Below are 23,918 nucleotides of genomic sequence, written 5' to 3' on the forward strand. Positions count from 1 at the left end.
CCGCCCGTACCGTGCCCGTACCGACCGCCGGTCCTCAACCCCCGCCCTCAGCGTCCGGCCCCGGAAGCCGCCCCGCTCACAGCGGTGTCGCGGCCTTGAGCACCAGGAAGAGCGTGATCGTCGCGTTCGCCGAGGAGAGTGCCGAGCCGAGTGTTCCCGCGGCGGCCGTCCAGACCGCCAGGCCGACCGCGGTGGACATCGACGGCCAGCTCACGGCCGAAGGGGCCGGTTCCAGCAGGGCCGCCACCCGGCGCGGGACCGGGCCCGGCGCGGCGAAACCGGCCAGCGTCGGGGCGGGGGTGCCCCGGGAGACCAGCGCGGCCTTGCCGATGGCCCGCGCCACGACCGTACGCTCGCCGGTCACCCGGGCCGCCTCCTCGTCCGCCCACCGCTCGGTGGTGTATGCCACCGCCGAACGCAGCGGGCGCAGCAGCGGGTTGGCCCGCGCGGCCAGCCGGACGGCGAGCAGATACCGGTGGTGGTGCCCGCCGAGATGAGCGTGCTCATGGGCGACCAGCGCCGCACGCTCCCGGGCGTCCAGACAGTCGAGCATGGCCGTGGATACGACGACCCGCCCGGCCCGGGTCCCCGTACCGGCACCAGCCCCGGGCAGTGCGTACGCGTAAGGCGCCTCGTCGGTCAGTACGGCCAGCTCGCCCGCGGGCAGGCCGGCCAGGGCCCGGTGGGCGCGGCGGCGCACCGTACAGTGCCGCCCGGCCGCCGCCGCACAACTGCCGGCGACCACGACCAGGGCGACGATGGCAGCCTTCCCCGCGATCTCGTCGTACGGAACGGCCGCGCGGACTTCGGGATCGGACCAGGCGTCCGGCAGTGGATTGCCGGGGAGCTGCGCCGTACCGACCACCACCAGCAGTCCCAGACACAGCGTGCTGCACAGCGCCAGCACGCCGGCCAGCACGGTCAGTAACCGGGTGGCGATACGGGGATGGAGGTACGGTTCGGCCAGCCGCGCGATGGGCAGCGCGGTCAGCGGGAGTACGAGCGGCAGAAAAACAAACACCCCCACCCCGTCAGCCCTCCGCCCCGGACTCGGCCCCGGGTTCAGGTTCCGCCCCGGCCTGACGACCCTCGGTCCCGGCCCCAGCACCAGCACCAGCCCCGGAATCCTCCGCCCCGACAGGATCCTCGGGCAGACCGAGCAGATCGCGCAGCAGCCGCTCGTCGTCCGCCGAGAGCGCGGTGACGAACCGGGCCAGTACGGCCTCCCGGTCCGCCTCAGCGTCCAGGACCTTCCGCATCCGCAGGGCGGCGAGCCCGGCCTCGTCCGAGGCGGCGCGCCATTCGAAGGAGCGCCCCGCTCGTTCACGGGTGACCGCCTTCTTGGCCTGGAGGCGGGTCAGGATGGTCATGACGGTGGTGTACGCGAGGTCTCCGCCGAGCCGTTCCTGCACCCAGGCGGCGGTGACGGGTCCCGGCGCCTGCCGCAGGGCGGCGAGCACCTGGGCCTCCAGCTCGCCCTGGCCGCGCCGGCGGGGGCGCTCGTCCGGACCGTCGGAGCTGCCCGGGCCGTCCGGACCTTTCGGACCGCCGTGCACCCTCACGATGTCTCCCTCCAGCCGCGCCGCCGCGTTGGATGGCAGCCGTTCATGTTACTGAGCACCGGCGTACGCCTCGCTGTCGCGGTCACCACTCCCACACACTTCTACACTGCTGTAGATTCTATCTCGGTCCACCGGCCGGCCCCCGCCCAGGCGCGGGGGCCGGCCGGGCATGGCCACGGCGCGGGCACAGGACGCGGGGCGCGCGTTCTGTGCCCCGTTTGTCGTTGCGGGACATGCCCGGCGCTGTCCGGTGTCACGGTCAGCCGGTCAGCCGGTCGATCGGCGTACTCCGGCCGCTCCCCGTCGGTCCCCGGCGCACTCCGCTCAGCCGTGGCTCGGTGCCGGGTCCGTCGCTTCGGGTGCGCTCGGCTCCGACGCGGGCGGCTCGGAAGCGGACTCCGCCGACGGAACGGGCTCAGCGGATTTCACCGGCGCCGCCTTGCGCCCGGGCAGCCCACGCGGCCCGCGCACTCCGCCCTGTCCGCGCACCCCGTGAAGCCCGCCCGTGAGGCGGCGCGCCAGCGGCTCGGTCCAGCGCGCGGCCAGCGGCCCGAGGATCACCAGGAGCAGGACATACGCGGTGGCCAGCGGCCCGATCCGGGGTTCGACCCCGACCGCGAGACCGGCGATCACGATCGAGAACTCGCCGCGCGCCACAAGTGTGCCGCCGGTCCGCCAGCGGCCCGCGGTCCTCACCCCGGCGCGCTTCGCCGCGTACCAGCCGGTGCCGATCTTCGTCAGCGCGGTGACCGTCGCCAGGATCAGGGCCGGCACCAGCACCGGCGGGATGGCGGCCGGGTCGGTGTTCAGACCGAAGAAGACGAAGAAGACCGCCGCGAACAGATCGCGCAGCGGGACGAGCAGATTGTGCGCGCCCTCGGCTACCTCGCCGGACAGCGCGATACCGACGAGGAACGCCCCGACGGCGGCGGAGACCTGGAGTTCCTGGGCGACCCCGGCGACCAGCAGGGTCAGCCCGAGGACGACCAGCAGCAGCATCTCGGGGTTGTCGCTGGAGACCGCGCGGCTGATCAGCCGGCCGTGGCGCAGGGCCAGATAGAGGACCGCGCCGACCGTACCGAGCGAGATCAGCAGGGTGAGACTGCCCCCGGCCAGGCTGAGTCCGGCGAGCAGGGCGGTGAGCAGCGGCAGATAGACGGCCATGGCGAGGTCTTCGATCACCAGGACGCCGAGGATCACCGGGGTTTCGCGGTTGCCGAGCCGGCCGAGGTCACCGAGGACCTTGGCGATGACTCCGGAGGAGGAGATCCAGGTGACACCGGCCAGGGCGACGGCGGCGACCGGGCCCCAGCCCAGGATCAGCGCGGCGACGGCGCCCGGCACGGCGTTCAGGACGAAGTCGACGATGCCGGAGGGGTACTGGGTCTTGAGATTGCTGACAAGTTCGGAGGCGCTGTATTCGAGGCCCAGCAGAAGCAGCAGCAGTATGACGCCGATCTCCGCGCCGGTGGCGATGAACTCCTCGCTGGCGTTGAGCGGAAGCAGTCCGCCATGGCCGAAGGCGAGTCCGGCGAGCAGATAGAGCGGGATCGCGGAGAAGCCCACGCGGCCCGCGAGCCGGCCGAGTATGCCCAGCACCAGGATGACGGAACCGAGTTCGATGAGCAGTGCGGTGGTGTCGTGCACGGGCGCTTATCCTCCGGTGATCAGTTCGGCGACGGCGTCGATGCCTTCCCGGGTCCCGACGACGACGAGGGTGTCCCCCGACGCGAAGCGGAAGTCCGGTGTGGGCGAGGGAAAGGCGGCGGTACGGCGCAGAACGGCCACGATGGAGGCGCCGGTCCGGGTACGCACCTGAGCGGAGCCGAGGGTCCGGCCCGCGTACGGCGACCTCTTGGTGACCGGAATGTGCTCGGTGACCAGGTCGATCTCCAGGTGCTGGTGGAGATGGGCGACGGGGTCGGGCATCAGGAGCTTGGAGAGCGCGGTCGCCTCGTACGGGGCGAGGGGCGCGGCCTCCTTGCAGTTGTCGTCGTCCTCGGGATCGTGGAAGGCGAGGATCCGCCGGCCGTCCTGGTGCACGACGACCGAAAGGTGCTTGCCCGCCTCCGTGTTCAGGTCGTAACGGGTACCGACTCCTGGCAGGGCGGTTTTGCTGACATGAGCGGCGTGCTCCATGAAAACGCTCCATACGGGCGTGCTGAGAGGTCGGTGGGCGCGGGGTGTGTTTCACGACACGCCCGAGCCCCTGGTCCGGGGCGGCAAGTGGCTCGTACCTGCCGCCCGAACACGGATTCTGCATCATCCGGCCACGTCGGCCCGCGGAGCGGACCTCCGGGGCGGGCACGGAACGGCCGGGAGGACGGGCGTACGGCGGGAGTTCGGGCGGTCCGGGATGGGCAGACAGTGGGTGGCGCCCGCGCGAACAACGCGTACGCACACCCCCACAGGACGCCGCGCCACCACGCACGGAAACCCGAGCGGAATCACAAGCGGAACGAGGCGAGACATGAACCCGGGCAAGAGCTGGGAGTTCACTGACGACCGTGGCCATCTGACCGTCGCGCCGGGCCGGCCGGCCCGGGTCGTGGCCTATATACAGGCGGGCGCGACCCTGTGGGACCACGGCCTGCGGCCGCTGGGGATCTTCGGTTCCCACCATGACGGAGCGGCCCCCGACCCGGCGAAGGCCGGTGAGCTGCCCCTCGACGGGCTGCGCTCCTTCGGTGCGGGAAGCGCCCTCGATCTGGACGCGCTGCACGCGGCGGAACCGGATCTGGTGGTCGCGGTCAGCTATGGCGGCGGGCAGGTGTACGGCATCGATCCGGAGGCGGCCAAGCATCTGGAGGAGCGGCTGCCGGTGGTCGTCCTGGATGTGGGGAAGGATCGTACGCTCGACGGCATCCGGGACCGGTTCACGGCTCTGGCCCGCGCGCTGGACGCGCCACGCCCGGCCGCGGGGGCCGAGCTGGAGCGGGCGGAGTCGCGGCTGCGGTCCGCGCCGGGTCGGCCGGGCGCGCCCCGGGTGCTGGCTCTGTCGGCGGCCGACTCGGAGACCGCGTATCTGGCCAGGCCGCTGACCTGGCCGGATCTACGGGCGGTCGGGGAGCTGGGCGTGGATCTCATCGACCCCGAGGAGGGCGGCGGCGCCAACTGGCGTACGGTCACCTGGGCCGAGGCCGCCGCGCTTGAGCCGGACGTCGTACTGGCCGATGTCCGCGCGAACGCCGCGCCACGTGCGCGGCTCCGGGACAACGCGCACTGGCGCGCCATCGAGGAGCGGGCGCGGATCGTGGCATGGAACCCGGAGGCGCCGTGCAGCCATCTCGCGCATGCGCGGTTCCTCGACACCGTCGCGGACGCGGTGGGCGGGAGCGGTACGGACGGCGGGAGCGGTACGGGCACGGAGTAGGGCGCACGGGCGGGGTGCCGGGGGGCGGCGCGTACGTACCGTACGGCGGCGGCACCGCACCTCGCGGCCGCGCGCCTCACTAAGCTCCCCAGCCGCACCCCTGGGTCGTGCCTCACTCAGGTGCCAGGCGCGCCTCTCAGGCGCACTTCCCGTTCGGCTCGAACTCGCACCAGACCGCCTTGCCCTCCCCTCTCGGTTCGACACCCCAGCGGGTGGCGACCGCGTCCACCATCAGCAGGCCCCTGCCGGAGGTCGCCGCCTCACCGGCGGTACGGCGGCGGGGCCAGGCGCTGGAGCGGTCCTTGACCCAGAGCCGTACGCGGCGGACCGGGTCGGGCAGCACCTCCAGGGTGAGCACGGCGCCGCTCTCGGTGTGCAGCAGCACATTCACCAGGAGTTCGCCGGCGGCCAGCTCCACATCGTCCATCAGCGCCGCGAGATCCCAGTCCGCCAGGGCCCGGCGGAGCACGGCACGGGTCTCCACCAGGCCTTCCGGGTCGGCCTGGTGGACGTACTGGTGGATCCGGGGCGCCTGGTCGGTGCCGAGGTCGGGCCTGCGGCGCAGGACGAGGAGCGCCACGTCGTCGCCGGTCCCCCACCGCTTCCAGAGCCGGTCCGAGAGATGGTCGGCCAGCGGGCCCGCCAGGTCGGGACCCGATCTGACGATGTCGGCGAGCGTGTCCATGCCGGCCGTGATGTCATGGCCGGGCTCCTCGACCAGCCCGTCGGTGCACAGCACCAGCGTCTCCCCGGGGACGAGATCGAGCCGGGTCTCGGGGAAGTCCTCGTGCCCGAAGGTGGTGGCGAAGCCCAGTGGGAGCCCGCCGCGCAGATTGGGCCAGCCCGTCCGTCCGTCGGTGTGCCGGATGAGCGGGCCGAGGTGTCCGGCCCGTACGGCTCGTACGGTCCCGCTGGACAGGTCCACCTGGGCATAGGTGCAGGTCGCAAAGCGTTCCGTATCCAGCTCGGCGAGAAAGCGGGAGGCCCGGGCCAGCACGGTCGAGGGTGCGTGGCCCTCGCCCGCGAAGGCGCGCAGCGCGATCCTCAGCTGCCCCATGACGGCGGCGGCATGGGTGTCATGTCCCTGGACATCGCCGACGACCACCCCGACCCGGTTCCTGGGCAGCGCGATGACGTCGTACCAGTCGCCGCCGACCTCTCGGCCGCTCCACGCCGCGTGATAGCGCACCGCGATCTCGGCGCCCGGGAACTCGGGGATGTCGCGGGGCAGCATGGACGCCTGGAGGCCGGTCGCGAACTCGCGTTCCTGGTCGAAGAGGACAGCGCGCTGGAGCGACTGGGCCACGATCCCGGCCAGCCCCATGCACAGCGTGCGGGTCTCGGCCGAGAAGTGGGTGCGCCGTCGGTAGAAGAGCGCGAGACAGCCGATGGAGCGGGCCTGGGCGACCAGCGGGAGGAACGCCGCCGCGTTGAATCCGAGCCTGCCGACATAGGGCCGCAGCCTCGGGAAGCGGTCGATGACCAGCTCGCGCAGCGAGGTGACAAAGCGCGGCCGCTGGTTCAGGACGGCCTCGGCGAGCGGCAGGGATCCGTCAAGGCGGTGCAGCCGCAAATCGTCCAGCACCTCCATGGACTCCCCGGCCAGCGCGATGAGTCTGAGCGTGCCGCCCTCGACCAGGCCGAGTGCCAGCCCGTCCGCACCGAACCGATCCAGCCCGCCCGCACCGGTCAGTACGGCCGCGACATCGTCCACGGTGACCGCCCGGGACAGGGCATCCGTGGTGCTCTGCACCAGGCTGTTCAGCCCCTGCCGGCCGATCTCCGGAGGACCGGCCAGGGTGGCGCATTCGGTGAGTTCGGCCGTGGCGTTACGGACGATTCCGACGATGCGGTAGGCGCGGCCCCTGTCGTCCCGGAGAATCCGGCCCCGGGTATGGGTCCACTGGTACGCGCCGTTGCGGCGGGTCAACTGGAAGTACGAGCCGTACGACGAGCGGCCGTCGCGGACGGCCGCGTCCACGACGCCCCGGAGCCGTACCCACTCCTCGCACGGCGACCGGGAGAACAGGGCCTCCGCCGTGCCGTCGTACTCGTCCGGGCGCAGGTCGAACACGTCAAGTGCCGCCGCGTCCAGCTCCAGGATCCCGCTCTCCAGGTCCCAGTCGAAGCTCCCCATGCGGTTCAGGGCGAGTCTCTCGCCGGCGCCTATCGCCACTCGGCTGCGATCCCGATTGCGTCCTGCCATGCGCCCCGCTCCGGAGGTGGACCAGGAGCCCCGTCGCCCTTCCGCCCGGTTGTCGAGGCTCATGTGTTCGAACAAGAAGCCTAACCTTTCTTTACAAATCAATACATACGGAACCTTCTCCCGGAGTCACAGGCTCGCGAGAAACACGGACTCATAGCCAACCTCCGAGTCGTAGCGACAGATACGCCTACGCGATAGCAACGCTATCGCCAAGTTGGTAGCATCCCCTTCATGAGCACGCGAACACGCATTCTGGAGGTGGCCGCCGAGCTGCTGGCGAAGTCGCCGAACGGCGATATCTCCACACGGGCGGTCTGTGACGCGGCCCAGGTCGGCGCGCCGGTGCTCTACCGGCAGTTCGGCGACAAGGAGGGGCTTCTCTCCGCCGTCGTCGACCATGGCTTCGACGCCTATCTGGCGACCAAGCGCCTGCACGAGCCGGGCGCGGACCCGGTCAAGGACCTGCGCGACGGCTGGGACTCCCATGTGGCGTTCGCGGTGGCGAATCCGAATCTGTACCGGCTGATGAACTCCCCGGCGATGCGGAAGCCGCCCGCCTCGGCCCTGGAGTCCCATCGGATCCTCACCCGCGATCTGGAGCGGGCGGCGGCCCTCGGGCTGCTGCGAATCTCGCCCGAGCTGGCGGCCCAGATGATCATGTCGGCCAATGTGGGCGTGGCGCTGATGCTGGTCTCCCGGCCCGCCACCTTCACCGATCCCGATATGTCCCGGCGGGTACGGGACGCCGTGCACGCGGCCGCGTTCACCCCCGAGGCGATGCACTCCCCCACGCCCAGCGGCGGAGCGTCCGCCACTCAGGCCGCTCCCGGTACCGAGACCCCGGTGGCCGCGGCCCGACTGGGGGCGCTGCTGCGCCAGTCACCGCCCTCGGCGCTGACCGCGGTCGAGGCCGCGCTGCTGTCCGAATGGCTGGAGCGCGTGGCGAACACCCCGAGCACCCCGAGCACCCCAGGCAGTCACGACGCCCCCGGCGCCCCGCACACCCCCGACGCGCCGGACGCCGCGGTGCCGTCGCCAGCGGCCACGCCGCGCTCCTCGTAACCGTTACCCACGCACCACCTCCCCCCTGCGGTCGCGCCCGCTCCGGAACGTCCCTGCAATGCCCCGGCATGCCCCGGACCGCGCGGACAACAGATCAGCGGACAACAGATCAGATGATGCCGCCGTTCGCCCGCAGAATCTGCCCGTTGACCCAGTGCCCAGGACCCGCCAGGAAGGCGACGACCTCGGCTATGTCCTCCGGAGTGCCCAGGCGCTCCAAGGGCGGCTGGGCCGCCATCCGCGCGATGGTCTCCTCGTCCTTGCCGTCCAGGAACAGCGCGGTCGCGGTCGGCCCCGGCGCCACCGCGTTCACCGTGATGTCCCGGCCGCGCAGCTCGCGGGCGAGGATCAGGGTGATCGCCTCGACGGCCCCCTTGCTCGCGGCGTAGCCGGCGTATCCGGGCAGGGCCAGACCCAGCACGGAGCTGGAGAAGTTGATGATCGCTCCGCCCTTCCGTACGCGACGTGCCGCCTCCCGGCCCACGACGAAGGTGCCGCGGATATTGGTGCGGTGCATGGCGTCGAGGGCATCCAGCTCCAGATCGGCCAGCGGCGACAGCACCATCCGACCTGCGGCATGGACGACCACATCGACTCCGCCATAGGCCTCGGTCGTGGTGTCGAAGAGGGCGGCGACCGCCGTCTCGTCAGCGACATCGGCCTGGACCGCGATGGCCCGGCCGCCGTCGGCGGTGATGGCCTCGACCGCCGCGTCGGCCTCCTTCTCATTCCCCGCGTAGTTGACGACGACCGCATACCCGTCCGCCGCCAGACGCTCGGCGCTCTGCCGGCCGATGCCGCGCGAGCCGCCGGTGACGATGGCCACCCGGGGGCCGGGAAGCGCGCCGCTCGCAACGTCCTCACGGTTCGCGGCGTTCGCAGGGGTCTCAGGCATGACAGTGCTCCCTTCCGGTCGGGGTACGCCGTTCCGCACCCCCAGAAGCAACGCTAACACTCTTAAGTTATCGACGCTACCCCGATCTCGTAGCAATGTTTCACACACCCCACCCCCGCCGTCAGATTCTGAAACGACACCTACCCGACACACCTCGGCCACACCGCAAAGCCCGACAATCGCCGCGTCCCGCCCGTTATTTGTTGTCGGCAGCACAACCGAACTTGACGGCCTCGTGCACAACTCTTGACGTGTCCGAAACACGAGAGAAGCATCTCCCCTACCGAGAGAGCGCTCTCCGGCTTTCTTTCCCTCCCGCTCCGTCTGCCCCGTTGTCCGAATGACTCAGGAGACCTGCCCATGCACGCTCCTCCGCTCACTGCACCGGTGTTCCGGAGAACCGCTCCGGGACGCCGGCGAGGACTGGCCGCCTCGGTCGCGGCCACGCTGATCGCCTCGCTGCTGCTCCTCATTCCCAGCACCTCCGCCCAGGCCGCGCCCACCCTGCTCTCACAGGGCAAGGCGGTGACCGTCTCCAGCGTGGAGAACGCGGGCACCCCCGCCACCGGCGCCAACGACGGCAACACCGGGACCCGCTGGTCGAGCGCCGCGGCCGACCCGCAGTGGATCCAGATAGACCTCGGCTCCACCGTCGCGGTCAGCCAGATCGTCCTGAACTGGGAGACCGCGTACGCCAAGGCGTACAAGATCGAGTTCTCAACCGACGGCAACGGCTGGACCCAGGCGTACTCCACCACCACGGGACCCGGTGGCACGGAGACGCTCAATGTCTCGGGCAGCGCCCGGTACGTGAAGCTGACGGGCACCCAGCGGGCCACCCCGTGGGGCTACTCGCTCTGGGAGTTCCAGATCTTCGGCGGCACCTCGGGCGGCACCGGCGACCCGATCCCGGGCGGCGGTGACCTCGGCCCCAACGTCATCGTCTTCGACCCGTCGACGCCGAACATCCAGGGCAGGCTGGACGAGGTCTTCAAGCGCCAGGAGGCCGACCAGTTCGGCTCGGGCCGCTACCAGTTCCTGTTCAAGCCGGGCACGTACAACAACATCAACGCCCAGCTCGGCTTCTACACCTCGATCTCGGGTCTCGGTCTGTCGCCCGACGACACCACCTTCAACGGTGATGTGACCGTGGACGCCGGCTGGTTCAACGGGAACGCCACCCAGAACTTCTGGCGCTCCGCCGAGAACCTCGCGCTCAACCCGGTCAGCGGCACCAACCGCTGGGCGGTCGCGCAGGCCGCGCCGTTCCGTCGTATGCACGTCAAGGGCGGGCTCAACCTGGCGCCCAACGGCTACGGCTGGGCCAGTGGCGGCTACATCGCCGACAGCAAGATCGACGGCACGGTCGGCCCGTACTCCCAGCAGCAGTGGTACACCCGTGACAGCTCCGTCGGCGGCTGGACCAACGGCGTCTGGAACATGGTGTTCTCCGGGGTCGAGGGCGCGCCCGCGCAGAGCTTCCCGAACCCGCCGTACACCACCCTGAACAACACGCCCACCTCGCGGGAGAAGCCGTTCCTCTACCTGGACGGCAACGCGTACAAGGTGTTCGTCCCCGCCAAGCGCACCAACGCTCGGGGCACCACCTGGGGCAATGGCGCGCCGCAGGGCCAGTCCCTGCCGCTCGACCAGTTCTATGTGGTCAAGCCGGGCGCGACCGCGGCGACGATCAACCAGGCGCTGGCGCAGGGGCTCAACCTGCTCTTCACGCCCGGCGTCTACCACGTCGACCAGACCATCAATGTGACCCGCGCCAACACGGTGGTCCTGGGTCTGGGACTCGCCACGATCATCCCGGACAACGGGGTGACCGCGATGAAGGTCGCCGACGTGGACGGGGTGAAGCTGGCCGGCTTCCTGATCGACGCCGGTCCGGTGAACTCCCCGACGCTGCTGGAGGTCGGCCCGGCGGGCGCCGCCACCGACCACTCAGCGAACCCGACCACGGTCCAGGACGTCTTCATCCGGATCGGTGGCGCGGGCCCCGGCAAGGCCACCACCAGCATGGTGATCAACAGCGATGACACGATCATCGACCACACCTGGGTCTGGCGCGCCGACCACGGCGCGGGCGTCGGCTGGGAGACCAACCGCGCGGACTACGGCGTCCGCGTCAACGGTGACGATGTCCTGGCCACCGGTCTGTTCGTCGAGCACTTCAACAAGTACGACGTGGAGTGGTACGGGGAGAACGGCAAGACGATCTTCTTCCAGAACGAGAAGGCGTACGACGCGCCCAACCAGGCGTCGATCCAGAACGGCAGCATCAAGGGATTCGCGGCCTACAAGGTCGCCGATTCCGTCAACAACCATGAGGGCTGGGGTCTGGGCAGCTACTGCAACTACACCTCGGACCCGAACATCCAGCAGGACCATGGATTCCAGGCACCGGTGAAACCCGGTGTGAAGTTCCACGATCTGCTGGTCGTCTCCCTCGGTGGCATGGGCCAGTACAACCACGTCATCAACAGCACGGGGTCGCCGACCTCGGGAACCTCGACGGTCCCCTCGACCATCACGTCGTTCCCGTAAACCCCCGGCCGGTTCCGTAACCCACGCCGATCCCCCGGCACACAGGGGCCCGGTCTCCCCCACGGAGGCCGGGCCCTGCGCCGTTCGGCGCAACCGTTCATACGATGGGCCCGACGCGTCACCGTAATGCTCCGGCGTGTCATACCCCGCCGGAGCCCGGGGCGTTCCCGTCCGGCAGCCGGTCCGGCGCTCGCGGAGGGCGGCGCACTCCCCCGGCGCGCGGATGGCGACGCCTCGCGCCCCCACGGAGACTTGACAGCATGTCGGGCAGACGAAGCGCGGGACTCCTCCTGTACCGGGTCGGGGACACCGGTCCCGAAGTGCTGCTCGGCCACATGGGCGGACCGTACTGGGCGGGCCGCGATACCGCCGCCTGGTCGATCCCCAAGGGTGAGTTCGGACCGGAGGAAGAGCCCGAGGAAGCCGCCCGCAGGGAGTTCCGGGAGGAGCTGGGACTGCCCGTCCCCGAAGGGCCCTGGACGCCTCTCGGCGAGGCCCGCCAGCGCGGCGGAAAGACCGTCACCGCATGGGCCGTGGAGGGGGATCTGGATCCCGCCCTGGCCGTGTTCGGCACCTTCACCATGGAGTGGCCCAGGGGGTCGGGTGTGGTGCGTGAGTTTCCGGAACTGGACCGTGTCGGCTGGTTCGATCTGGCGGACGCCGTGGAACCGCTGGTAACGGGACAGCGAGTGTTCCTCGAACGACTGGGCGAGTGCATAGGTGCCGACCGGCGTCAGCCTCCGCCCTGCCGTTAGACCGCCACGGTCCGGGGCCCCTCGCTGTCCCTGAGCGCCGTCCAGGAGTCGTCGGGAGCCCGCATCCAGTCCAGGAACCAGGAAAGGCATCACCCCGTGCACCCTCGCACTTATGTGCTCATCGCCGTCGGTACGGCACTGCTGACCGCCGCAGCCGTTCCCATCACCGTATTTCCCGCCCTGGCCCAGCCCACCGACGAGCCGCCTCCCGGGCCGCGGGCCGAGCGCCTCGGCGTACCGGGGCCGCCGGGTGCGAAACCGCAGGGCGGGCCGCCCGCCCCGAGACTGCCCGCCGACGCGGGGCCCGTCGATCCCGGGTTCGTCGAGGACGCCCCGCCCGGCGACGTGCCGGTCGGCGGCGGACCGGTCAGCGCGGAGGCGCTGCTCTCCAAGGTCAGCCACTGCCGGCAGATCTCCAACGGCCTCTACCGCACCCGTGCGAACGCCCCGGCCGCCGCGGTGCCCGTCTGTGACGCCAACGGGGCCGTGTTCTGGAAGGCGGACATGGACATCGACTGCGACGGCCAGGTGACGGACCGTTGCAACAAGCGGACCGACCCCTACTTCCAGAGCGCGACGTCGTATACGGAGTCCAGCGGCAGGGCGCTGAACGCCAAGGAGCTGCCGTACGTCGTCGTGCCGACCCCGAGCCGGATCTGGAATTTCCGCAATTCAGGCATCAGCGGCGGGTCCGTCGCGGCGGTCATCCATGGCGACCGGGTGCAGTACGCGGTCGTCGGGGACACGGGTCCGCCCGGGATCATCGGTGAGGGGTCGTTCGCCGCGGCCCGAGGTCTCGGGATCGCGACCGACCCGAGCAGGGGCGGTGTGGGGGAAGGCGTGACGTATATCCTCTTTAAGGACTCGCAGGTCCCGTCCCTGGAGGACCAGGACACCACCGCCCGTCAGGGCGAGGAGCTGGCCAAGCAGTTCCTCCAGGAGAATTAACGATTCTCCTCCAAGGATGAACGATTCTCCGGTGAGCCGGCGCGGACCGGGAATGGTGTGCGGTGGATGTGCGGTCCGGGGATCCTGGACGGCACATCCACCACACACCACCCTCGTCCGCCGTCAGACGATGCCTTCGGAGATCTCCGACTGCTCGCGCGCGTTGCCGTACGCCTGCGGAGTGCTGTACGCGCTGCGGGCCACGTACCACCACACCGTCGCCAGGATCAGCACGATGGCCAGGGCGATCACCGCGTAGTTCATCGAGTCGACGGTCACCGGGTTCGACTGCGGCAGACAGAACAGCACCGTGACCACCGCGACCCAGACCACCGCGATCCAGCCGATCGGCTTGCTCCAGCGGCCCAGGGTCCAGGGGCCGTGCTCGAAGCGGTTGCCGGCGCGCAGCTTCAGATAGATCGGGATGGCGTACGCCGGAGTGATGCCGATGACGTTGATGGCCGTCACCGCGCCGTACGCGGTCGTGGAGTACAGCGACGGTACGGCGAGCAGGCACGCGACGATGACGGAGAGCCAGACGGCGGGGACCGGGGTCTGGGTACGGCTGCTGACCCGCCGCCACAGGGCCGAGCCCGGCAGGGCGTTGTCACGGCTGAAGGCGAACACCATACGGCTGGCGGCGGCCACCTCGGCGTTGCCGCAGAAGAGCTGCGCCACGATCACGAGCAGCAGCAGCGCCGTGGCACCGCTGGTGCCGAGGGCGTCGATCAGGATCTGGGCCGGCGGCACTCCCGTGGCGCTCTCCCGGGTGCCCGCGTAGTCCTGGATCGCGAAGGTGAGTCCGGCGAGCAGCACGAAACCGGCGATCCAGGAGACCCAGATGGCGCGAACGATACCGCGCGCCGCCGACACCGAGGCGTTGGAGGTCTCCTCGGAGAGATGCGCGGAGGCGTCGTACCCCGAGAAGGTGTACTGCGCCAGCAGCAGACCGATGGCCGCCACATAGATCGGGTTCTCCCAGCCGGTCTCGTTGACGAACTCGGTGAACACGAACGACGGCGACTGGTGGCTGTCCGGAATGATGGCGAGGGCGCCGACGATGACCGCCACCCCGGCGAGATGCCACCACACGCTGATCGAGTTGAGAACACTGACCAGCCGGACGCCGAAGAGGTTCAGGGTCGCGTGCAGCAGCAGGATGCACATGAATATGACCATGGTCCAGCCGGGCGTGGGGTCGAAGCCGAACTGGAGGTTCAGGAAGGCCCCGGTGAAGAGCGCGGCGCCGTAGTCGATACCGGCGATCGCGCCCAGCAGTCCGAGCAGATTGAGCCAGCCCGTGTACCAGCCCCACTTGCGGCCGCCGAGCCGGTCGGCCATGTAGTAGAGCGCGCCCGAGGTGGGGTACGCGCTCGTCACCTCGGCCAGCGCCATGCCCACGCAGAGGACGAAGAGGCCGACGCCCGCCCAGCCCCAGAGCATCACCGAAGGGCCGCCGGTGCCCATGCCGAAGCCGTACAGGGTCATGCATCCGGAGAGGATGGAGATGACCGAGAAGCTGATCGCGAAGTTGCCGAAGCCGCCCATGCGACGGGCGAGGACCGGCTGATAGCCCAGTTCGCGCAGCCGCTGTTCTTCGTCCTTCTGCGGGACGAGGTCGGCCTTCGACCAGGCCGGTGGGGAAACGGACACGGGAAGTACCTCCGGGGGAAACGCCTCTGGTAGGGAAACGGAGAAGAACTGACGGGAGGAAAACAGAACCGAACAGGGTGGTGCGGCGGTACGGGTGGTGCCGTGCGGGTGGTGCGGTACGGGTGGTGCCTGTGGTGCCGTACGGGTGCTGTGCGGGTGCCGTGCCAGTGGGGCTGTACAGGGGTGGTGCCGTGCGACGGGTACGTGCCGGAGGCGCGTCGTACGGTCCCGGAGGGGCGGGTCAGCCGGACGGCCCGTGCCCCTCCCGGGCGGCGAGACAGCGGCTGCGGGCGCGGACGAACACGTCCTCGGCCTGAGCGGCGTCACCGGGACTCCGCGTACGGTACGCCCATGGCACCGTCGCGTAGAACGGGCCCAGCGCTTCGAACACCCTGGCCCCCTCGATGAATTGGAGCGAGCCCCAGAGAGCGTGCGCGAGATGGTTCAGATCGGGCAGTGACGCCTCGGCCAGGTCCGCGTGGTCGAACCAGAGATGCACGGCCCGCAGGGCGTCCCGGGTCGCGTCCTCGGTGACCCAGTGGAGGTCGAGCGCCTTCTCGTGGCCGTTCTCGCGGCGGTAGCGCTCGACGCGGACGAACAGCGGCAGCGCGTGCAGCGGCGAGCCCTTGGGCGCGGCGGAGGCCGCCCACTGAACGAAGTTGACCGCTTCCGACAGCGATCCGTCGCTCCTTCGCGCGTAGACGAACTGGAGCATACGGTGGTACGCCTCGCGGTTGAACGGATCACGCTTGTCGGCCTCGGCCAGCAGGCCCCAGGGGCCCGGGAACAGCATCGGTCCGGGCGGTGCGAGCCGGTGCTCGTCCATCTGCTGCCGGTTGTCGAGCTGGGCCAGCGCCAGCAGACACACCCAGGGCACCGGGTCGTCCGGAGCGTGCCGGATGGTGCCCCGGCACGCCTCCCAGGCCTGCTGCCACAGCTCCTGGGTGCGCGCATGCCCGTCGCGATGCGCCCGTATCGCCCGTTCCACCATGACCCGGGTGTGCATCACGGTGGCGGCGAGGCTCTCCGGCTCCTCGGCGCGCCAGGCCTGTACGGCGTCGGAACCGGCGGCGACGGCGGCGAGGACCTGGGTCCGCTGGGTCCACCGGCCCCAGTCGGACGTCCCGGCGAGGAGGTTGCGCATCGCGAGCCAGCGTCCTGTGCGCAGATCCTGTACCGCCGCGCGCAGTTCGTTGTCGTGGCCCGCCGGGTGGTAGACGGGGCGGAAGTTGTCGCTCGCCATCAGTTCGGATCCGTCCGCGCGGCCGGAGATCCGGGGTACGAGGCCCAGGCGGCCGAGGACCGCCCGTAACGACAGGGCCGGGCACGGCCGACGGGGCGCCCGGCTGAGAAGATGGTCGTCATAGATCCTCTGGGACGGTGGGGGGTGGAGCGGTCCGGACGGGCGGCACGCAGGCACCGACCTGGCGTGGCCACGGCAAGGGCGAAACCGGTCAAGGAAGCCTGCCGCCGCGGCGATCAGTGTAGGGCTCGCGGTGAGTCCACTCGAACACTTTGCTGATCTTTCGCAACTCTCCGTTGATCAACGCAGGTTACGCCGTTCCGGAACCGGTCCCGCGGCGGCGTCCTTGAACCCTTGACGCCCGCTCTGACCTGCACCACGCTTTCGCTCAGCGATCAACCCGCCCGCGTACGGGGCTTCCGTAAGACCGGAAAACCCGTCCGGCCGGGCCCCGGAAGACCTCGAAGAACACTCGAAAGCCCCTCGAACCAGACGCTCCGCAGCCCTTCGAACCGAAGAACAGGACATGCCGCCAGTCCAGCGATCCAGCCACCCGCGCGCCCACGCGGCCGGCCGGCCGGTGCTCGCCCTCGATCAGGGCACCTCGTCCACCAAGGCCCTGGTCGTCTGCCCTGAACGGGGCGTGATCGGTACGGGTTCGGCCCCGGCGCCTCCCCGGCACGGCTCCGGCGGGGTGGCGGACATCGATCCGGCCGTGCTGCTCGGCTCCGTGCTGGACGCGGGGCGTGAGGCCCTCGCCGAGGCGGCGGAGCCGGTCGCGGCCGTCGGTCTGGCCAACCAGGGCGAGACGGTGCTCGCCTGGGACCCGGTCACCGGGACGCCGCTGACGGACGCGATCGTGTGGCACGACCGGCGCAGCCAGTCGCTGTGCGCCGAACTCGCACCGCACGGCGAGCGGTTGAGGCATCTGACCGGGCTGCCCCTCGATCCGTACATCGCGGCGCCGAAGATGGCCTGGATCCGGCGGCACCTCACCCGCGAGGGGGTCGTCACCACCAGCGACTCGTGGCTGATCCACCGGCTCACCGGCGAGTTCGTCACCGACGCGGCGACCGCGGGCCGTACCGGACTGCTCGACCTGGACCGGGTCGACTGGTCGGCGGAGGCCCTGGAGATCTTCGGGCTGTCGGGCGAGGCGCTGCCCCGTATCACCGATACGGCGGGGCCGGTCGGCATCACCACGGCCTTCGGCGGTGAGATCCCGCTGACGGGGGTGATCGTCGACCAGCAGGCCGCGCTCCTCGCGCAGAACGTGACCGAACCGGGATCCGCCAAGTGCACGTACGGCACAGGGGCGTTCCTGCTCGCCCAGACCGGCGGCCGGCCGCTCCGGGGGACATCGGGGCTGGTGAGCTGTGTCGCCTGGCGGCTCGGCGGGCAGACCAGCTACTGCCTCGACGGACAGGTCCTCACGGCCGCGTCCGCGGTGGACTGGCTGGCCGGGCTCGGGGTGATCTCCGGGGCGGCCGATCTGGACACGGTCGGCTCGGGCGTACCGGACAGCGGCGGGGTCACCTTCGTACCGGCGCTCGCCGGACTCGCGGCGCCCTGGTGGCGCGGGGATCTCCGCGGCTCGGTCAGCGGTCTCGGCCTGGACACCGGCGCGGGGCATCTGGTGCGCGCGCTGTGCGAGGGGCTCGCCGCCCAGGTCGTGGTGCTGGCGGACGCGGTGGCCGGTGATCTCGGTAAGCCGCTCGGCAGCCTGCGCGTCGACGGCGGTCTGACGCGCTCGTCGTTGCTGATGCAGACGCAGGCGGACCTGCTGCAAAGGCCCGTGGAGGTCTCGGAGCGGCCGGACCTCACTGCGCTGGGGGTGGGCGCGCTCGCGCGGCTCGGCCTCGATCCGGAGCTGACGCCCCGTCAGGTCGTACCGGAGTGGAAGCCCTCCGCGATCTATGAGCCGCGTATCGGCCGGGCCGAGGCCGCGGACCGGCTCGGTGTCTTCCGCTCGGCGGTGGACGCGCTGCTCACCCGCACTCCCCCGCCCACCGCCACAAGACCCTGAGCCGGAAGCTGGAGCACCATGGCTGTCACGACCTCCGGAACGCTGCCGGACGAGGTGTACGACATCGTCGTCATCGGCGCCGGAGTCGTCGGCGCCGCCATCGCCCGGGAACTGGCCCGGTATCCGCTGCGTATCGCGCTGGTGGAGGCGTCCGGCGATGTCGGGGACGGGACGTCCAAGGCCAACACGGCGATTCTGCACACCGGTTTCGACGCGGTGCCCGGTTCGCTGGAGTCCCGGCTCGTACGGGAGGGACAGCGCCGGCTGGCCGCCTATGCCGCCGAGGCCGGTATCCCGGTCGAGCCGGTGGGCGCGCTGCTCGTCGCCTGGGACGAGGAGCAACTGGCCGCTCTGCCACGGCTGATGGAGAAGGCCGAGCGCAATGAGTACCACGAATCGCGGCTCATGGGCCCGGACGAGCTGTACGCCCGCGAACCGCATCTCGGCCCGGGCGCGTTGGGCGCGCTGGCCGTCCCCGGCGAGAGCATCATCTGCCCCTGGACGACCACGCTCGCGTACGCCACCGAGGCCGTCCGCGACGGCGCCGATCTGTTTCTCAACTGCCCGGTGACCAGGGTCAGCAGCAGACCGGCGCACGAACTCACCACCGGCCGGGGGCCGTTGCGTACGCACATCCTCATCAATGCCGCCGGGCTGTACGCCGACGAGATCGACCGGTGGCTCGGCCACGCCGACTTCACCGTGACACCGCGCCGCGGTCAGCTCATGGTCTTCGACAAACAGGCCCGCGGCCTGGTCCGCCATATCCTGCTGCCGGTGCCGACCGCGCTCGGCAAGGGGGTGCTGGTGGCGCCGACGGTGTACGGGAACGTCCTGCTCGGCCCGACCGCCGAGGATCTGGACGGCAGGACGGCGACCGGTTCCACCGCGGAGGGGCTGGCCTTTCTGCGCGAGAAGGGCGAGCGCATCCTGCCGGAGCTGCTCGACGAGGAGGTCACCGCCGTGTACGCGGGGCTGCGTGCCGCCACCGAGGACTCCGACTACCGGATCCGCTGCCACGCGGAGCAGCGCTATCTCACCGTGGGCGGTATCCGCTCCACCGGGCTGACGGCGTCGATGGCGATCGCCGCGCATGTCGTGGAGCTGCTCACCGAAGCGGGCGAGAAGCTGGGAGAGCCGCGCGAGCGCCCGGCGGTACGGATGCCGAACATCGGCGAAGCGTTTCCGCGCCCGTACCAGCGCGCCGATCTGATCGCGGCCGACCCCGAGTACGGACGGATCGTCTGCCACTGCGAGCGGGTATCCCGGGGCGAGATCCGCGACGCGCTCGCCAGTACGATCCCGCCGGGCACGCCCGAGGGGCTGCGGCGGCGCACCCGCGCCCGGGGCGGCCGGTGCCAGGGGTTCTACTGCGGCGCCGCCGTGCGCGCGCTGTTCACCCCCGAAGCGGCCGGCGGTCCGGAGGGTCCGGGCAGTACCGGTGCTCCCGCCGCTCCCGGTCCTTCCGGGGGCCGCCCATCGTCCCTGCTGCCGGAGGTCGGACCATGAGCGCGACGACGAACCGGGACGGTCTCGCCGTCCCCGGGCCCGGCCGGCGGACACGTACCGTCGATGTGCTGGTGGTCGGCGCCGGTCCGGCGGGGCTGGCGGCGGCGGCCCGGCTGGCCGCGGCGGGCGCCGGTACGGTCGAGGTCGTCGACCGCGAGGAGCAGGCCGGAGGCGTTCCGCGCCACTGCTACCACTCGGGATTCGGGCTGCGCGAGCTGCGGCGCCCGATGAGCGGCCCGGCGTACGCCCGCCACTGGTGCGAGCTGGCAGCGGGGGCGGGCGCCACCGTACGTACGGGAGTCTCGGTCACCGGCTGGGCGGAGCAGCCGGGCCGAGGGACGCTCGCCCTGGACACCACCAGCCCGGCAGGGCTCGAACGCCTCACCGCAAGGGCGGTCGTCCTCGCCACCGGCGCGCGCGAACGCCCGCGCAGCGCGCGGCTGGTGCCGGGGACCCGGCCGGCCGGCGTGTTCACCACCGGCGAGTTGCAGCAGGCCGTCCATCTGCGCCACCAGCGGATCGGGACACGGGCGCTGGTCGTGGGCGCCGAACCGGTCGGCTATTCCGCCGTCCGTACCCTGCGGGGCGCGGGGGTCGAGGTCGCGGCCATGGTCACGGACCAGCCGCGCCACCAGTCCTCCTGGGCGTCGAGGTTCGGAGCCCGGCTGCATCACCGTATTCCGCTGCTCACCGGGACGACGGTGACCGGGCTGCTCGGCCGGGGCCGGCTCGCGGGGGTCGCGCTGCGGCACAGGGACGGCAGGACGACCACCGTCGCCTGCGACACGGTCGTCTTCACGGGCGACTGGATCCCCGACCACGAACTCGCCCGGCTCGGCGGGATCGCGCTGGACCGGGGCACCCGGGGCCCGGCGGTCGACACCGCGTTCCGTACGGCCGCCCCCGGGGTCTTCGCCGTCGGCAATCTGCTGCACGCCGTGGAACCGGCGGGCACCGCGGCCCGGGAGGGCAGGCTGGTCGCCGGGCCCGTCCTCCGCCATCTCGCCGGCGGTGTCTGGCCGGGCGGGCAGGTGCCGGTGGAGGTGGACGCGCCGCTGCGCTGGGTCGCGCCGAACCGTATCGACCCCCGGGGCCCGCGCCCGCCGCTGGGCCGGTTCACCCTCCGTACGACACGCACCGCCGGGCGGCTGTCTGCGCTGGTCATCACCCAGGACGGCCGCTTCCTGCACCGCGAGCGGCTCCGCCGGGGCAGCGTGCCGAACCGTCCGCTGTACGCCTCCGCCGACTGGATAGACCGCGCGGACCCGGACGGCGGCCCGGTCGTGATCTCGGCGGGCTAGGGCCTCTCGTTCGGATGAAGACCCCAGGCCGCGTCTGACACATGGCGTCGTCCGGTAGGTCCTGTCCGGTCAGAGGACGGCCGCGGCGAATCCGGCGCGCCGGGCCAGCGGGGTCAGCTCGGCCGCGCGGGCCGCCGGGAGAAGGACCAGTGGATAGCAGTCCGATTCGATGTCGAGCACCGCGAGCGCCGTGCCCACGTCGCGATGCAGCGCGCCGTAGCGGGTCAGAAAGGCGAACGTGTCGAGCGCTTCCGCCTCGTCCGCCTCGGTGGAGAGGGACCACGGATCCGTGTCCGGGCGGGATTCGAGAGCGCGGACCTGACGTCTGATCTCCTCGCCGTCCTCCTTCCAGTCGACCTCCGCGAGCAGCCCCCGCGCGGCCAGCGCGTCGACGAGCGCTATCCAGGCGAGGTTGTCCTCGGGCTCGTCGATCCCCCGTTCGTCCAGCCGCCCGGCATACGTCCGTACATACGTCTCCGGATCCTCGTACGCCAGCAGGACCTCCTCGGTGACGGCGGGGCGGCCGGGCGCGAGAAGCTCCGCCAGTTCGGCGAGCGCCTCGGCGACAGGGGTCGTACGGTCGGGCATGACGCCATCTCCTTCTCGGGATCGGCTCGGGGCACGGCGGCCCATGGGCATACGGACGTCCGGACGTACGGGCACACGTCCACGGCTCGGCGCGATGTCGCGCCGGGTCCGTCGAAGACTCTGCCACGGGGGTACGACAACGGACCGGTCACGGAGTCGTCCACGCGGCGGCCGCGCACCGGCGACGGCGGTAGCAGAAGCTAAGATCGACCACGGGGCGGAGACGCCGGAGCCGGCGGACGTACCCGGCCAGTGGAGTGTGACACCGCGGACGCGCCGCTTCCCCTCACGGTGAACACCGAGTGACCGGCTTCCGTCCTGCGCACATGGGCCCGACGACGGTTCACCGACGCGGTGATCCCTGTGCAGTGATGGGTGTTCGCAGTTGGAATGTCGTTCACGCGCAGGCCACGCCGTGTGCCGACCATCGAGGAGTAGCCAGGGGGCAGTCCCCCGGCGCTCTTGCTGATGCGCTCGCACTCGGGAGACCGCACCCATGACACGCATACGCTCCGCAGTCGCCGCAGTCGACCGCCGTTCCTTCCTCACCGCGACCGGAGCGGTCGGCATCTCCGCGGGCATTGGGCTGGCGCTGGGCGCGGGCGGCGGTCCCGGCGAGGCCGCCGCGGCTCCCGGGGCGGCGGCCGGGTCCTCGGTCCCGGTGCCCCGTACTCCCTCCCCCGCGGCCTCGCCCACCCGTACCGTTCCGGCCCGTACGACGCTGGAGACGGTCGCCGCGCCCCGCGACTCCTCGGCGGCCTTCCGGCGGCTCGGCGACGGGCCCGGCTGGCGCCGGATCGTACGGGAGTCCCTGGCGGCTCCCCGGGCCGGCCGGGGAGCCCGGCGTACGGTGCTCAGCTCCTTCGTGCAGCTCACCGATATGCATCTGACGGACGTTCAGCACCCGGTGCGCACCGAGTACCTGCGCTCGCAGGGAGTGTCGGGGTGGCGGCCCCAGGAGGCGCTCACGGTACCGGGAGCGGTGGCCCTGATCGAGCAGATCAACGCCATCAGGTCCGGGCCCGCGACCGGTGCGCCGCTGACCTTCGCCGTGACCACCGGCGACAACACCGACAACAACTCGCTGGCGGAGCTGGACTGGTACCTCACGGTCATGAGCGGTGGGCGTATCTCTCCCAATACGGGCGACCGGCGCCGCTACGAGGGGGTGCAGAACTCCGGCGAGCGGCTGTTCTGGCATCCGGAGGACTCGCGCCGCGACACCGACAAGGAGTACGGATTCCCGCGTATCGACGGCTTCCTGGACGCCGCGATCCGCTCGGTGAACAGCCCCGGGCTGCGGCTCCCCTGGTACTCGACCGTCGGCAACCATGACAGCCTGGCCAGCGGCGCCATCGCCGACCGCACCGGTTATCTGGCCGAATTCGCCGTCGGGGCACGGAAGTTGTACGACATCTCGAACGGTGACGCCAAGACGCTGTCGAAGATCCTGGCAAAGGGCAGCCGGCCGGGCGGCGGTGAACTGATCGATCTGCTGCGCGAGTCGAAGCGCTCGATGCGTTCCATCACCCCGGACCCGGGCCGGGCGCCGTTCGGCCCGCGCGAGTACGTGTCCGCGCATCTCGACCCGTCACGGGTGGGGGCGGGCCCGGTCGGCCATGGTTACACGAAGGCGAATCTCGACAGCGACACGCTCTACTACACCTTCCCCATGGGCGAGAACATCACCGGTATCAGCCTCGACACCACCGACCGGGCCGGGCATTTCACGGGCTCGCTCGACTCGGCCCAGTTCGCCTGGCTGAAGCGGCGGCTCAAGGAACACCGGGACGGATACGTCGTCGTCTTCAGCCATCACAACAGTTGGACGATGACCAACACCCACCCGGACCCCGCCCGTCCCGGCGAGACCCGGCACAACGGCGAAGAGGTGCTGGAGCTGCTGAACAAGCACCGGTCGGTGCTGGCGTGGGTCAACGGTCACAGCCACCGGAACTCGATCAATCCGCGCGGCTCCTTCTGGGAGATCACCACCGCCTCGCACATCGACTTCCCGCAGCTCGCCAGGATCATCGAGATCACCGACAACAGGGACGGCACGCTGTCCCTGTTCACCACGCTGATCGAGTCGGCGGCGCCGCACGGCACGGACTTCGGGGATCTCTCGCAGACCGGACTGGCCGCGCTCTACCGGGAGCTGGCACACAACGCGCCCGGCTCGACCACCGCGCCGGCGGGCAAACTGATGGACCGCAACACGGAGCTGCTGCTCACCCGCTGATG

Annotated in this window: 18 protein-coding genes; 9 read left to right on the forward strand and 9 right to left on the reverse strand. The window is 71.1% G+C overall.

Annotated features, from left to right (window positions below; all coding sequences use genetic code 11):
- Positions 1-76: 76 nt before the first annotated feature.
- The 4 genes from ACFU9P_RS30960 to ACFU9P_RS30975 all read right to left on the reverse strand — a co-directional run bounded on the left by ACFU9P_RS30960 (position 77) and on the right by ACFU9P_RS30975 (position 3,701).
- Positions 77-1,027 (reverse strand): M56 family metallopeptidase, encoded by a 951-nt coding sequence (locus tag ACFU9P_RS30960; protein ID WP_376372251.1) that lies wholly within the window; start codon positions 1,025-1,027, stop codon positions 77-79.
- Between the two features lie 4 nt (positions 1,028-1,031).
- Positions 1,032-1,556 carry a BlaI/MecI/CopY family transcriptional regulator gene (locus ACFU9P_RS30965; RefSeq protein WP_384087324.1) on the reverse strand — a complete coding sequence of 175 codons (525 nt, stop codon included), beginning with the start codon at positions 1,554-1,556 and terminating at the stop codon, positions 1,032-1,034.
- Between the two features lie 330 nt (positions 1,557-1,886).
- On the reverse strand, positions 1,887-3,209 hold the full coding sequence (locus ACFU9P_RS30970; protein ID WP_384087225.1) for a cation:proton antiporter: 1,323 nt from the start codon (positions 3,207-3,209) through the stop codon (positions 1,887-1,889).
- A 6-nt stretch (positions 3,210-3,215) separates the two neighbouring features.
- Positions 3,216-3,701: a cation:proton antiporter regulatory subunit gene (locus tag ACFU9P_RS30975; protein ID WP_376372257.1), complete on the reverse strand. Its 486-nt coding sequence runs from the start codon at positions 3,699-3,701 to the stop codon at positions 3,216-3,218.
- 331 nt (positions 3,702-4,032) lie between these two features.
- Here ACFU9P_RS30975 and ACFU9P_RS30980 point away from each other — a divergent pair, with 331 nt between their 5' ends.
- The gene (locus tag ACFU9P_RS30980; RefSeq protein ID WP_384087229.1) at positions 4,033-4,935 is read left to right on the forward strand and encodes an ABC transporter substrate-binding protein; all 903 of its coding nucleotides are present in this window, start codon (positions 4,033-4,035) and stop codon (positions 4,933-4,935) included.
- A gap of 136 nt (positions 4,936-5,071) precedes the next feature.
- Here the strand turns inward: ACFU9P_RS30980 and ACFU9P_RS30985 are convergent, their stop codons facing one another.
- Positions 5,072-7,141: a SpoIIE family protein phosphatase gene (locus ACFU9P_RS30985; RefSeq protein ID WP_376372261.1), complete on the reverse strand. Its 2,070-nt coding sequence runs from the start codon at positions 7,139-7,141 to the stop codon at positions 5,072-5,074.
- A gap of 231 nt (positions 7,142-7,372) precedes the next feature.
- Between ACFU9P_RS30985 and ACFU9P_RS30990 the strand changes: the two genes are divergently transcribed.
- Positions 7,373-8,203 (forward strand): TetR family transcriptional regulator, encoded by an 831-nt coding sequence (locus ACFU9P_RS30990; RefSeq protein ID WP_384087233.1) that lies wholly within the window; start codon positions 7,373-7,375, stop codon positions 8,201-8,203.
- Positions 8,204-8,312: 109 nt separating this feature from the next.
- Here the strand turns inward: ACFU9P_RS30990 and ACFU9P_RS30995 are convergent, their stop codons facing one another.
- The gene (locus tag ACFU9P_RS30995; protein WP_384087236.1) at positions 8,313-9,098 is read right to left on the reverse strand and encodes an SDR family oxidoreductase; all 786 of its coding nucleotides are present in this window, start codon (positions 9,096-9,098) and stop codon (positions 8,313-8,315) included.
- Positions 9,099-9,458: 360 nt separating this feature from the next.
- Between ACFU9P_RS30995 and ACFU9P_RS31000 the strand changes: the two genes are divergently transcribed.
- The 3 genes from ACFU9P_RS31000 to ACFU9P_RS31010 all read left to right on the forward strand — a co-directional run bounded on the left by ACFU9P_RS31000 (position 9,459) and on the right by ACFU9P_RS31010 (position 13,354).
- On the forward strand, positions 9,459-11,651 hold the full coding sequence (locus tag ACFU9P_RS31000) for a discoidin domain-containing protein (protein WP_384087239.1): 2,193 nt from the start codon (positions 9,459-9,461) through the stop codon (positions 11,649-11,651).
- 260 nt (positions 11,652-11,911) lie between these two features.
- Positions 11,912-12,406 carry an NUDIX domain-containing protein gene (locus tag ACFU9P_RS31005; protein WP_376372273.1) on the forward strand — a complete coding sequence of 165 codons (495 nt, stop codon included), beginning with the start codon at positions 11,912-11,914 and terminating at the stop codon, positions 12,404-12,406.
- 96 nt (positions 12,407-12,502) lie between these two features.
- Positions 12,503-13,354, forward strand: a complete 852-nt coding sequence (locus ACFU9P_RS31010; RefSeq protein WP_384087243.1) for a glycoside hydrolase family 75 protein — start codon at positions 12,503-12,505, stop codon at positions 13,352-13,354.
- Between the two features lie 123 nt (positions 13,355-13,477).
- Here the strand turns inward: ACFU9P_RS31010 and ACFU9P_RS31015 are convergent, their stop codons facing one another.
- Together ACFU9P_RS31015 and ACFU9P_RS31020 are read right to left on the reverse strand one after the other, a co-directional pair.
- Complete coding sequence (locus ACFU9P_RS31015) at positions 13,478-15,007, reverse strand: amino acid permease (protein WP_376372278.1); 1,530 nt, start codon at positions 15,005-15,007, stop codon at positions 13,478-13,480.
- 241 nt (positions 15,008-15,248) lie between these two features.
- Positions 15,249-16,250: a hypothetical protein gene (locus ACFU9P_RS31020; RefSeq protein ID WP_376372280.1), complete on the reverse strand. Its 1,002-nt coding sequence runs from the start codon at positions 16,248-16,250 to the stop codon at positions 15,249-15,251.
- Between the two features lie 526 nt (positions 16,251-16,776).
- Here ACFU9P_RS31020 and ACFU9P_RS31025 point away from each other — a divergent pair.
- The 3 genes from ACFU9P_RS31025 to ACFU9P_RS31035 are packed head-to-tail and all read left to right on the forward strand — an operon-like array spanning position 16,777 to position 21,086.
- Positions 16,777-18,276, forward strand: a complete 1,500-nt coding sequence (locus ACFU9P_RS31025; RefSeq protein ID WP_384087247.1) for an FGGY family carbohydrate kinase — start codon at positions 16,777-16,779, stop codon at positions 18,274-18,276.
- Between the two features lie 18 nt (positions 18,277-18,294).
- A complete protein-coding gene (locus ACFU9P_RS31030; protein WP_384087250.1) occupies positions 18,295-19,785 on the forward strand; it encodes an FAD-dependent oxidoreductase in 1,491 nt (496 codons plus the stop codon).
- The gene (locus ACFU9P_RS31035; RefSeq protein ID WP_384087253.1) at positions 19,782-21,086 is read left to right on the forward strand and encodes an FAD/NAD(P)-binding oxidoreductase; all 1,305 of its coding nucleotides are present in this window, start codon (positions 19,782-19,784) and stop codon (positions 21,084-21,086) included. Before ACFU9P_RS31030 ends, ACFU9P_RS31035 begins: the two co-directional genes overlap by 4 nt.
- Positions 21,087-21,155: 69 nt before the next feature.
- Here ACFU9P_RS31035 and ACFU9P_RS31040 read toward each other — a convergent pair whose 3' ends face one another.
- Positions 21,156-21,674, reverse strand: coding sequence for a hypothetical protein (locus tag ACFU9P_RS31040; RefSeq protein ID WP_384087255.1), 519 nt, complete (start codon positions 21,672-21,674; stop codon positions 21,156-21,158).
- Positions 21,675-22,170: 496 nt separating this feature from the next.
- Between ACFU9P_RS31040 and ACFU9P_RS31045 the strand changes: the two genes are divergently transcribed.
- Complete coding sequence (locus ACFU9P_RS31045; protein WP_376372296.1) at positions 22,171-23,916, forward strand: TIGR03767 family metallophosphoesterase; 1,746 nt, start codon at positions 22,171-22,173, stop codon at positions 23,914-23,916.
- Positions 23,917-23,918: the final 2 nt, after the last annotated feature.

Origin of the sequence: Streptomyces sp. NPDC057617 (assembly GCF_042800555.1) — a bacterium.
Taxonomy (GTDB): Bacteria; Actinomycetota; Actinomycetes; order Streptomycetales; family Streptomycetaceae; genus Streptomyces.

Bases quoted from the DNA above. Each gene is read 5' to 3' on its own strand.
- ACFU9P_RS31045 (WP_376372296.1), top strand. From the start codon at position 22,171: ATGACACGCATACGCTCCGCAGTCGCCGCAGTCGACCGCCGTTCCTTC.
- ACFU9P_RS31040 (WP_384087255.1), bottom strand. From the start codon at position 21,674: ATGCCCGACCGTACGACCCCTGTCGCCGAGGCGCTCGCCGAACTGGCG.
- ACFU9P_RS31030 (WP_384087250.1), top strand. From the start codon at position 18,295: ATGGCTGTCACGACCTCCGGAACGCTGCCGGACGAGGTGTACGACATC.
- ACFU9P_RS30995 (WP_384087236.1), bottom strand. From the start codon at position 9,098: ATGCCTGAGACCCCTGCGAACGCCGCGAACCGTGAGGACGTTGCGAGC.
- ACFU9P_RS31005 (WP_376372273.1), top strand. From the start codon at position 11,912: ATGTCGGGCAGACGAAGCGCGGGACTCCTCCTGTACCGGGTCGGGGAC.
- ACFU9P_RS31020 (WP_376372280.1), bottom strand. From the start codon at position 16,250: ATGGCGAGCGACAACTTCCGCCCCGTCTACCACCCGGCGGGCCACGAC.
- ACFU9P_RS30980 (WP_384087229.1), top strand. From the start codon at position 4,033: ATGAACCCGGGCAAGAGCTGGGAGTTCACTGACGACCGTGGCCATCTG.
- ACFU9P_RS31000 (WP_384087239.1), top strand. From the start codon at position 9,459: ATGCACGCTCCTCCGCTCACTGCACCGGTGTTCCGGAGAACCGCTCCG.
- ACFU9P_RS30985 (WP_376372261.1), bottom strand. From the start codon at position 7,141: ATGGCAGGACGCAATCGGGATCGCAGCCGAGTGGCGATAGGCGCCGGC.
- ACFU9P_RS31035 (WP_384087253.1), top strand. From the start codon at position 19,782: ATGAGCGCGACGACGAACCGGGACGGTCTCGCCGTCCCCGGGCCCGGC.
- ACFU9P_RS31025 (WP_384087247.1), top strand. From the start codon at position 16,777: ATGCCGCCAGTCCAGCGATCCAGCCACCCGCGCGCCCACGCGGCCGGC.
- ACFU9P_RS30975 (WP_376372257.1), bottom strand. From the start codon at position 3,701: ATGGAGCACGCCGCTCATGTCAGCAAAACCGCCCTGCCAGGAGTCGGT.
- ACFU9P_RS30990 (WP_384087233.1), top strand. From the start codon at position 7,373: ATGAGCACGCGAACACGCATTCTGGAGGTGGCCGCCGAGCTGCTGGCG.